Origin of the sequence: Haloparvum sedimenti (assembly GCF_001462205.1) — an archaeon.
Taxonomy (GTDB): domain Archaea; phylum Halobacteriota; class Halobacteria; order Halobacteriales; family Haloferacaceae; genus Haloparvum; species Haloparvum sedimenti.
This window is the reverse complement of record NZ_LKIR01000008.1, coordinates 499-8,291: the sequence shown is the minus strand read 5'-3', so window position 1 is coordinate 8,291 and position 7,793 is coordinate 499. Positions and strand designations below refer to the sequence as shown.

The following is a 7,793-nucleotide window of genomic DNA, read 5'->3' as shown; positions in this document are numbered from 1 at the left end:
TTCGCCAACGACAGCGACGGCCGGAAGATGTCGAAGTCCGTCGGCAACATCGTGACGCCGGAGGAGGCCATCGACCGCGCCGGCCGCGACCCCCTGCGCACGTACCTCCTCAGCCACGACCAGCAGGGCGTCGACCTCGCGTTCGAGTGGGACGGCCTCGGCGAGATCCAGGGGAAGCTCAACATCTTCTGGAACGTCTTCCGGTTCCCGCTGGAGTACATGGACCTGGACGGTTACGACCCGGCCGACGCTGACCTCTCCGACGGCGACCTCGAGGTCGTCGACGAGTGGGTGCTCTCGCGGCTCCAGTCCGTTGAGCGGGAGGTCGAAGAGGCGTGGGACGACTACCGCGTCAGCGACGCCGTCAACGCGCTGATCGAGTTCGTCACGCAGGACGTCTCCCGGTTCTACGTGAAGGCGGTCCGCGACCGCATGTGGGAGGAGGAGGACTCCCCCTCCAAGCGCGGCGCCTACGCGACGCTCGCGACCGTCCTCGACGAGACGGTCCGGATGTTCGCCCCGTTCGCGCCTTATCTCGCCGAGCGCATGTACCAGACGCTCGACGGCGAGGCCACGACGGTCCACGCGCTCTCACACCCCGAGTACGACGCCGCGCTCCACGACGAGGAACTCGAGCGCGACGTTGCGGTCCTCCGCGACGTCGAGGAGGCGGCCGCCAACGCCCGCCAGCAGGCCGGACGGAAGCTCCGGTGGCCCGTCCCGCGCGTGGTCGTGGAGACCGAGGACGACGAGGTGGCCGAGGCGGTCCGGAACCTCGAGGCCCTGATCCTCGACCGCGTGAACGCCCGCGCGCTGGAGGTGACCGACGGCTTCGATGAACTCGTCGAACACGCGGAGCCGCAGATGGCCGAGATCGGTCCCGCCTTCGGCGGCGACGCCCAGAAGGTGATGGACGCGGTGCAGGGCGCCACGCGCGCCGAAGTCGAGAACGGCGAGGTGCTGGTCGACGGCGAGCCGGTCGAACTCGACGACGAGATGGTCGAGTACGTCGCGGAGCCGCCCGAGCACGTCTCCGGCGCCGAGTTCGACGGCGGCGTCGTCTACGTCGACACCAGCCTCACCGACGAGATCGAGGCCGAGGGATACGCCCGCGACGTGATCCGGCGCGTGCAGGAGATGCGGAAGGACCTCGACCTCGACGTCGAGGAGCCCGTTCGCCTCGGCGTCGCGGTCGACGACGACCGCGTGGCCGGCTTCGTCGACGAGCACCGCGACCTGATCGCCGAGGAGACCCGCGCCGCCGAGTGGCTCGAGGACCCCGAGGCGGCCGACGGGGCCGTCGAGGCGTGGGAGGTCGAGGACGTGACCGTCACCATCGGCCTCGAGCGCGCGAGCTGATCGCGCCATCGGCATCCCTCGGTCCCGGGGCGCGGTGACTCCGCGCGAAATCGGCCGTCAGTGGTCGTGTCCCTCCATCACCGTCGGGTGTCCGGTGGCGTACTCGTCCGGGTCCTCCTCGAAGGCCTCCCTGCAGGTCCGCGAGCAGAAGTGGTACGTCTCGCCGTCGTGCGTCGCCGCCGGCCCCTCCTCGTCCGTCCGCATGCCGCAGACCGGGTCGCGGTACTGGCCGGGCGCGCCGAGGCCGCGGCGGTAGACGTACAGGAGAAAGCCGGAGAGAGCGAAGGCGACGAGGTTGAGGGAGAACGTGTAGTCGAGCTCGAAGTACGTCCGTTCGGTCGCGGTCCTCCCGCCGGCGAGGTTCGGAACGATTCCGAGGGCGTCGAACAGCACCTCCATGAGGAAGCCGGTAAACGCCATCGTCACGGAGAAGACGCCGAGGATGTACAGCATGACCTTCCAGCCGTAGTACTTCCGGTAGACGTTCAACACGGGGATCGTGATGAGGTCCGCGTAGACGAACGCGATGACGCCGGCGAAGCTGATCCCGCCGCCCCACAGCGCGACCGCGAACGGGACGTTGCCCATGCTGCCGACGAAGCTGACGACGGCGATGGCGACGCCCATGACCGCGTTCTCGGCGGTCACGAGGAGTCCGTCGCCCCGGATGAACAGGACGTTCCACACCGACTGTGGGACGAAGACGATGACGAATCCGGAGATCAGAAAGCCCGCGACGACGTCCTTCCAGATCATCGACCACTCCTTTCGGAACTGGTTGGCGACCCTGTACCAGCCGCCCCACGACCGCAGTTCCTCGCGCCACCCGCCGCTGCTCGACGCCTGCTGACGGTACGTCTCCATACACCCCTCCGAGCAGAACTTCAGCGTCTCGCCGCCGTCGGTCGTGAGGCTGTACTCGTCTCTCCCCTCCATTCCGCAGGTCGGGTCCTCGGTGACGCCCGACTCGCGGTCGCGCTCGTTGAGCGTCTCTCTGACCTCGTCGAAGAGGTTTTCGGGGAGCGTCAGGTGCACGATGACCGCCATGACGGCGATGAGGACGAGCCCGCCCAGCAGCTCCGCGACGAGGAACTCCCAGCCCAGCAGGATCAGGATCATTAGCCCGAGCTCGACGATGAGGTTCGTCGACGCGAACATGAACGCGAGGAATGTCACCGCGTGCGCACCCTTCTTGAACAGGCCCTTGCCGATGGCGACGGCCCCGAAGCTGCACCCGCTGCTCGCCGCCCCGAACGCGGTCGCCTTGGCGAGACCGCGCAGGTCGCCGTCGCCGAGGACCCGCGCCATGCGCTCCTTGGAGACGTAGACCTGGACGAGGCTCGTGACCGTGAGCCCCATGATGATCGCCCACGCCGCCGTCCAGAGGAATCCGACGCCGATGCGCAGCGCCTCGAGGACGCCGTCGACTATCGTCGCCTGCATGGATGTATTATCGGAGGGATCATCTATTGCAGTTTTCGTTGGAATATCCGTCAGAGAACGGGGGAGAGACCGGGACATCCAAACTCAGGGCCGGCCAGTTTCGGGATATCTAAGCCACAACCGCATTGAATGGTGCGCCCGTAGTAGCTAACAGCACTGACGCCACGGAGGGACCACAAATGACACAACAAACGGAGGACACGCCGCTAGTCACGGTGTTTCTGGTTATCGTCGCTGCGCTCGTCGTCGTCCCGATGCTCTTCATGGGCTTCGGGATGATGGGATTCGGGCCGATGATGGGCGGCATGTGGGGCGGGATGTGGGGCGACGGAGCGGTGTCGGGATGGCTGTTCGCCGTCGGCATCGTGATACAGCTCCTGTTCTTGGTCGCCGTCGTCGGTGCTGGTTACCTCATCTACAGAGCGGTGGCCGGCCGTGAGCGCGGCTCGGACCGGGCGCTCGAAGAGCTCCGGCTCGCGTACGCTCGCGGCGACCTGACCGACGACGAGTACGATCAGCGGCGCGAGAGGCTCGAACGCGACACGAGCGCGAGGGAACGAGAGGAATGACGTCGACGGCCGAGCGGACCGCGGCGCGTCGGCCGCTGCCGGGCTGGCTGGACCGATACACGACGGCGGGCCTCTGCGGACTGCTCGTGGGGTCGGGGCTCTGTCTGGTCGCGTTCGTCACGAACCCGGTTCCCGATCCCTCGTTCCCGTGGGCGACCGTTCCTGAGTCGCTTCGACTCCCGTTCGAGCAGCCGCGGATCGAGCACTGGCCCGTGAGCTACACCGTCGGCATCTGGCTGTGGGTCGCCGGGTTTCCGGCGGTGTTCCTCGCCGGGTACCGCCGGTTCGGAACTGGCCGGCCCTTCGGACCGACCGTGTGGCTCGCCGGCCTCCCGACGCTGGCGATGCTCGGCTGGACGACCTACTGTCGGTTCTTCTGGCCGAAGCTCCACCCGCCGACCTGGAACGCTCCCTCCTACACGTTCGTCTGCTGGCTGTACTGCTCCTCGTACGACGTGGTGTGGAGCAACCTTGCGTATCTCGTCGCGCTGGGTGGAATCGTCGCGACGCTTCTCGCGGCGCGACGCCGGGGCGCGGACGGAGTCGCGCTCCTGGGGTTCGGACTGCTCGCGCTCCCGCTCGGATTGCCGGCCGCGTACGAAGGGTTCCGACGGACGAGGGGGTGACGGAACCGTCGCCGCTCGTCAGTCGCCGCTCCTACCTCGGACCGTGGGCGGTCCTTATCCCGCTCCTCGGAGAACCCCCGGTATGGCCAACGACGAGTACGAACACGAGCTGACCGCGAGCCGCGAGGAGATCGCGACGGCGCTGCACGACGTCGCGGACGGCGTTCGTTCGGGCGCCGTCCGGCTCGGCACGGACGCCGACGCCGTGACGGTCGCGACGCCCGACGAACTCACGCTGGATGTCGAACTCGAGACTGAGGACGGCGAGCGGAGTCTGGACCTGGAGTTGGAGTGGCCGGAGTCCGAGGTGGACGACGCCTCCGTGGAGCCCCCCTCCGCCGCCGAATCCTCGGCCTCTGAGCCCGCCGAATCCTGGACTGACGAGTCCCCGCCCGTCGACGAGACCGAGACGCCCGCGGTCGCGGAGGCGGCCGACGCGACGCAGTCGCTGGCGCGGTTCGAGGTCTACTCGGACGCCGCCGGGGAGTGGCGCTGGCGGCTTCGGCACCGCAACGGGAACGTCATCGCGACCGGCGGCGAGGGCTACACGCAGAAGCACAACGCGCTGAAGGGACTCCGGAGCGTGATGCAGAACTCGCCCGACGCGGCGGTCACGGAGGAGTTCTCCGACTGAGTCGGGAGCGGGACCGAACCGCGACCGCCGGTCAGATCAGTCGTCCGCGGTCGGCGCGTCGGCGCTCACGGCCTCGCCGAGTTCGCCCGCGCGCTCCAACTCGGTGAGGTACTCGTCGGCGTCGAGCGCGGCCTGACACCCCATACCGGCGGCGGTGACCGCCTGCTGGTAGTGGAAGTCGACCACGTCGCCGGCGCCGAACAGGCCCTCGACGCCCGTCGCGGTCTGGTTCGCGCCGCGGCCGCCCTCGGTGAGCAGGTAGCCCTCCTCGTCCGTCTCGACGCCGGTCCCCTCGAGGTAGCCCGTGTTCGGCGTGTGGCCGATGGCGAAGAAGACCGCGCCCACGTCGAAGTCGTACGCCTCGACCTCGTCGGCCGTCTCGGGGTCGTCGAGCTTCTCCGTCGGGTGGCCCTCGGGGTGCTCGACGAGCGAGACGTGGTCGATGCCCTCCTCGGGCGTGCCGTGGAGCTCCGTCACCTCGGTGTTCCAGAGGATCTCGACCGCGCCCTCCTCGACCTTCTCCATGATGCGGTCGATCCAGACGTCCTCCGCGCGGAACTCGTCGCGGCGGTGCGCGATGTAGACCGTGTCCGCGAACTTGGTGAGGAAGTTCGCCTCCTCCATCGCGGCGTCGCCGCCGCCGACGACGAGCATGTCCTCGCCGCGGAAGAACGCGCCGTCGCAGGTCGCACACGTCGAGAGCCCGTAGCCCATCAGCTCGTCCTCGCCGGGGATCCCCAGCGTGCGCGCGGAGGCGCCCGAGGCCGCGATGAACGCGTCCGCGGTGTAGACGTCGCCGTTGGTCAGCTCGACGCGGAACGGGCGGTCGTCCGCGTCGACCGACTCGACGACGCCGTTCTTCGCCTCGGCGCCGAACTTCTCGGCCTGCGCCTTCATGTCGTTTATCAGCTCGGGGCCGGAGATGCCCTCCGGGAAGCCCGGGAAGTTCTCGACGTCGGTCGTCAGCGTGAGCTGTCCGCCGGGCTCGTCGCCCTCCAGGATCAGGGGGTCGTTGTTGGACCGGGCGGCGTAGATCCCCGCCGTCAGCCCCGCTGCACCGGTGCCGGCGATGATCAGCCGGCGGTGTTCGACGATGTCGTCGCTCATACAGGACCTTCGCCAGCGGGCCGTTTGTACGTTGCGCTGTCCGGCGGCGATGCCGCAACCGCGGTCGGTGAGAGGCCCTTCGAGGGGGTCCCCACCAGCCTCAGACGATCTTCATCATCCGAGTCTCGAACTTGCCGACGCGGACCCGGGTCCAGCCGCGCAGTCGCTCGTCGAGCTCGGGGTCGTCGGTGTCGACGCGGAGCACCGAGAGGTCGTCGAGCTTGCTCCGCGAGGCGACCACGGACACCTCGCACGCGCGGATCACCGCCGGCGAGAGCTGGGGGTTCCCGCGGCCGAAGACGAACCCCTGCCCGCCGATGGGCGTCACGACCACGACGTTGCGCTCGCCGAGCGCGTCGAGGATCTCCGCCTCGGTCGCGTCCCGGACCAGTACCTCGCCGTCGCGCCACACGTCGACGCCGATGGGCGATCCCTCGAAGCCGAGTTCCTCCTTGATCGCTCCGAGCGTCGAGCCGGGACCCAGGACGTAGGTGACGCCCGCCTCCACGTCGGCCGCGAATCCCTCAGCGAGCGCCTCGACCGTGCCGCCCCCGGTCTGTTTCGAGGACTGGAGATCCTCCGCGACGGGGACCCACGCGACCGCCCGGAGCTCCGGGTGGACCTCGCCCGCGCGGTAGTCGTCCTCGTCGATGTCCATCACCTCGCGGCGCTCCGTGCGCTCAAAGTCGGTCACGACCGCGGCCGCGTCCTCCGGTGAGACGGCGAACACCGAGGAGTACACCTTCACGCCCGCGGGGACGCCGAGCATCGGCGTGTCGGTCCCGGAAAGCGCCTCGGCCACGTCCGCGGCGGTCCCGTCCCCGCCGACGAACAGGACGATGTCGACGCCGGCGTCCGCGAGCGCCCGGACCGCCTCGCGGGTGTCCGCCGCGGTCGTCTCCGCCGCGGCGTAGGCGTCGTCGTCCGCGGGGGGCTCAGAAAAGGCGCGGACGGGCTCCGCGACCACGTCCGGGTCGAAGCCGGCTTCGCGGACCAGCGACGCGCCCATGGGGTCCGCGACCGTCGAGACTCTCGCGTCGGGCGCGCGCTCGTGCAGGGCCGCGAGAGCCCGGCGGGTGCGGTTCGGAGCGCGCGGTTCGGCGCCGCGCTCGCGCGCCTCCGCCACCTTCCCGTCGGTCCCCTTCAACCCGACCCGGCCACCCATCCCCGCGACGGGGTTCACCACGACGCCCACGTGCATGGCCGCCCCTACCGCCGCGGGCTACTTAAGCCGGGGGAGACGGAGGGCGCCCTCGAAGGTTCGGTCGCGCGCCCCGCGACGCGAGACACCGCGTTTCCGGTGAACGACGGCAGCGACAGAAACGGGGATCAGCGTGGCTCCGCGCACTCGCCGGCCACCGCGACGCGGTCGCCGGCGACCCGCACCGTCCCGTCGTACAGCGCGCACCGCTCGGCGTCCCACGCCAGCGCTCCCTCCCACTCCTCGCCCGACGCGACGACCTCGTGGCGGCCGGTCGTCGCGACCGTCACCTCGAACGCCCGCGCGACGCCGGGGTCGACGGTGTCCGTCTCGTCCGCGTAGGTGCTCCCGTCCGCGCCGGTCACTACGACCCGCGCCTCGACGGGCGCGTCGCCTTCGTTCTGCACGGTGAGGTCGAGTCGCCCCTCGTCATCGGACGTGCCGAGACAGCCCGCGAAGCCGGCGAGGCCCGCGGTCATCGCGACCGCAGCCGCCGTGCCCGTCGCGCTCCGCGTGAGGAATCGACGCCGGTTCACCGTTCCTCCAGCGTCACGCTGATCTCGTCGACGTAGTGGGTCGCGTCCGCCTCCCAGATGACGGCGGTCCCGACCGCGACGTACAGCGTGTCGGTGGCGATCTCCGGCGTGGTCCACTCGAAGGCGTACTCGCGCCAGCCGTCGGCGAGCCACAGGGGTTCGCGCAGGCCGCCGTAGGGCGTCTCCCCGAGGTCGGTCGTGTTCAGCCCGAGGTCCGGGAAGTCCTCCTCGGCCTCTGGTCGCTCCGCGCCGAGGCGCATGACGGCGTGGCGGATCGTGTTGAACGACTCCGACTCGCTCCAGAACTGCGCGGTGGCC

At 69.8% G+C, this 7,793-nt stretch carries 8 protein-coding genes and 1 pseudogene; 4 read left to right on the top strand and 5 right to left on the bottom strand.

Going from position 1 to position 7,793, the window contains the following annotated elements; translation table 11 throughout:
* Window positions 1-1,359 (top strand): class I tRNA ligase family protein (locus AN233_RS17785; protein ID WP_245625916.1); only part of this gene is annotated, 1,359 nt, incomplete at its 5' end.
* Between the two features lie 57 nt (window positions 1,360-1,416).
* Here the strand turns inward: AN233_RS17785 and AN233_RS00450 are convergent.
* Entirely contained in the window at window positions 1,417-2,802 is a 1,386-nt protein-coding gene (locus tag AN233_RS00450) for a permease (RefSeq protein ID WP_058364914.1), read from the bottom strand.
* A gap of 179 nt (window positions 2,803-2,981) precedes the next feature.
* Here AN233_RS00450 and AN233_RS00445 point away from each other — a divergent pair, with 179 nt between their 5' ends.
* The 3 genes from AN233_RS00445 to AN233_RS00435 all read left to right on the top strand — a co-directional run bounded on the left by AN233_RS00445 (window position 2,982) and on the right by AN233_RS00435 (window position 4,631).
* A complete protein-coding gene (locus AN233_RS00445; protein ID WP_058364913.1) occupies window positions 2,982-3,371 on the top strand; it encodes an SHOCT domain-containing protein in 390 nt (129 codons plus the stop codon).
* Window positions 3,368-3,997, top strand: coding sequence for a hypothetical protein (locus AN233_RS00440; RefSeq protein WP_058364912.1), 630 nt, complete (start codon window positions 3,368-3,370; stop codon window positions 3,995-3,997). The genes AN233_RS00445 and AN233_RS00440 overlap by 4 nt, the downstream gene beginning before the upstream one ends.
* An 82-nt stretch (window positions 3,998-4,079) precedes the next feature.
* Window positions 4,080-4,631: an amphi-Trp domain-containing protein gene (locus AN233_RS00435; RefSeq protein WP_058364911.1), complete on the top strand. Its 552-nt coding sequence runs from the start codon at window positions 4,080-4,082 to the stop codon at window positions 4,629-4,631.
* A 36-nt stretch (window positions 4,632-4,667) separates the two neighbouring features.
* On the opposite strand, the gene AN233_RS00430 is transcribed toward AN233_RS00435, so the two are convergent.
* The 4 genes and pseudogenes from AN233_RS00430 to AN233_RS17780 all read right to left on the bottom strand — a co-directional run.
* The gene (locus tag AN233_RS00430) at window positions 4,668-5,738 is read right to left on the bottom strand and encodes an NAD(P)/FAD-dependent oxidoreductase (RefSeq protein WP_058364910.1); all 1,071 of its coding nucleotides are present in this window, start codon (window positions 5,736-5,738) and stop codon (window positions 4,668-4,670) included.
* Window positions 5,739-5,838: 100 nt separating this feature from the next.
* Window positions 5,839-6,939 carry an ATP-NAD kinase family protein gene (locus AN233_RS00425; protein WP_058364909.1) on the bottom strand — a complete coding sequence of 367 codons (1,101 nt, stop codon included), beginning with the start codon at window positions 6,937-6,939 and terminating at the stop codon, window positions 5,839-5,841.
* A 128-nt stretch (window positions 6,940-7,067) separates the two neighbouring features.
* Entirely contained in the window at window positions 7,068-7,475 is a 408-nt protein-coding gene (locus AN233_RS00420) for a hypothetical protein (protein ID WP_058364908.1), read from the bottom strand.
* A pseudogene (locus AN233_RS17780) lies at window positions 7,472-7,793 on the bottom strand (hypothetical protein); the annotation flags it as partial. The gene AN233_RS00420 and the pseudogene AN233_RS17780, both read right to left, overlap by 4 nt.

Coding starts and splice junctions, on each gene's coding strand:
- AN233_RS00450 (WP_058364914.1), bottom strand. CDS start 2,802: ATGCAGGCGACGATAGTCGACGGCGTCCTCGAGGCGCTGCGCATCGGC.
- AN233_RS00445 (WP_058364913.1), top strand. CDS start 2,982: ATGACACAACAAACGGAGGACACGCCGCTAGTCACGGTGTTTCTGGTT.
- AN233_RS00440 (WP_058364912.1), top strand. CDS start 3,368: ATGACGTCGACGGCCGAGCGGACCGCGGCGCGTCGGCCGCTGCCGGGC.
- AN233_RS00435 (WP_058364911.1), top strand. CDS start 4,080: ATGGCCAACGACGAGTACGAACACGAGCTGACCGCGAGCCGCGAGGAG.
- AN233_RS00430 (WP_058364910.1), bottom strand. CDS start 5,738: ATGAGCGACGACATCGTCGAACACCGCCGGCTGATCATCGCCGGCACC.
- AN233_RS00425 (WP_058364909.1), bottom strand. CDS start 6,939: ATGCACGTGGGCGTCGTGGTGAACCCCGTCGCGGGGATGGGTGGCCGG.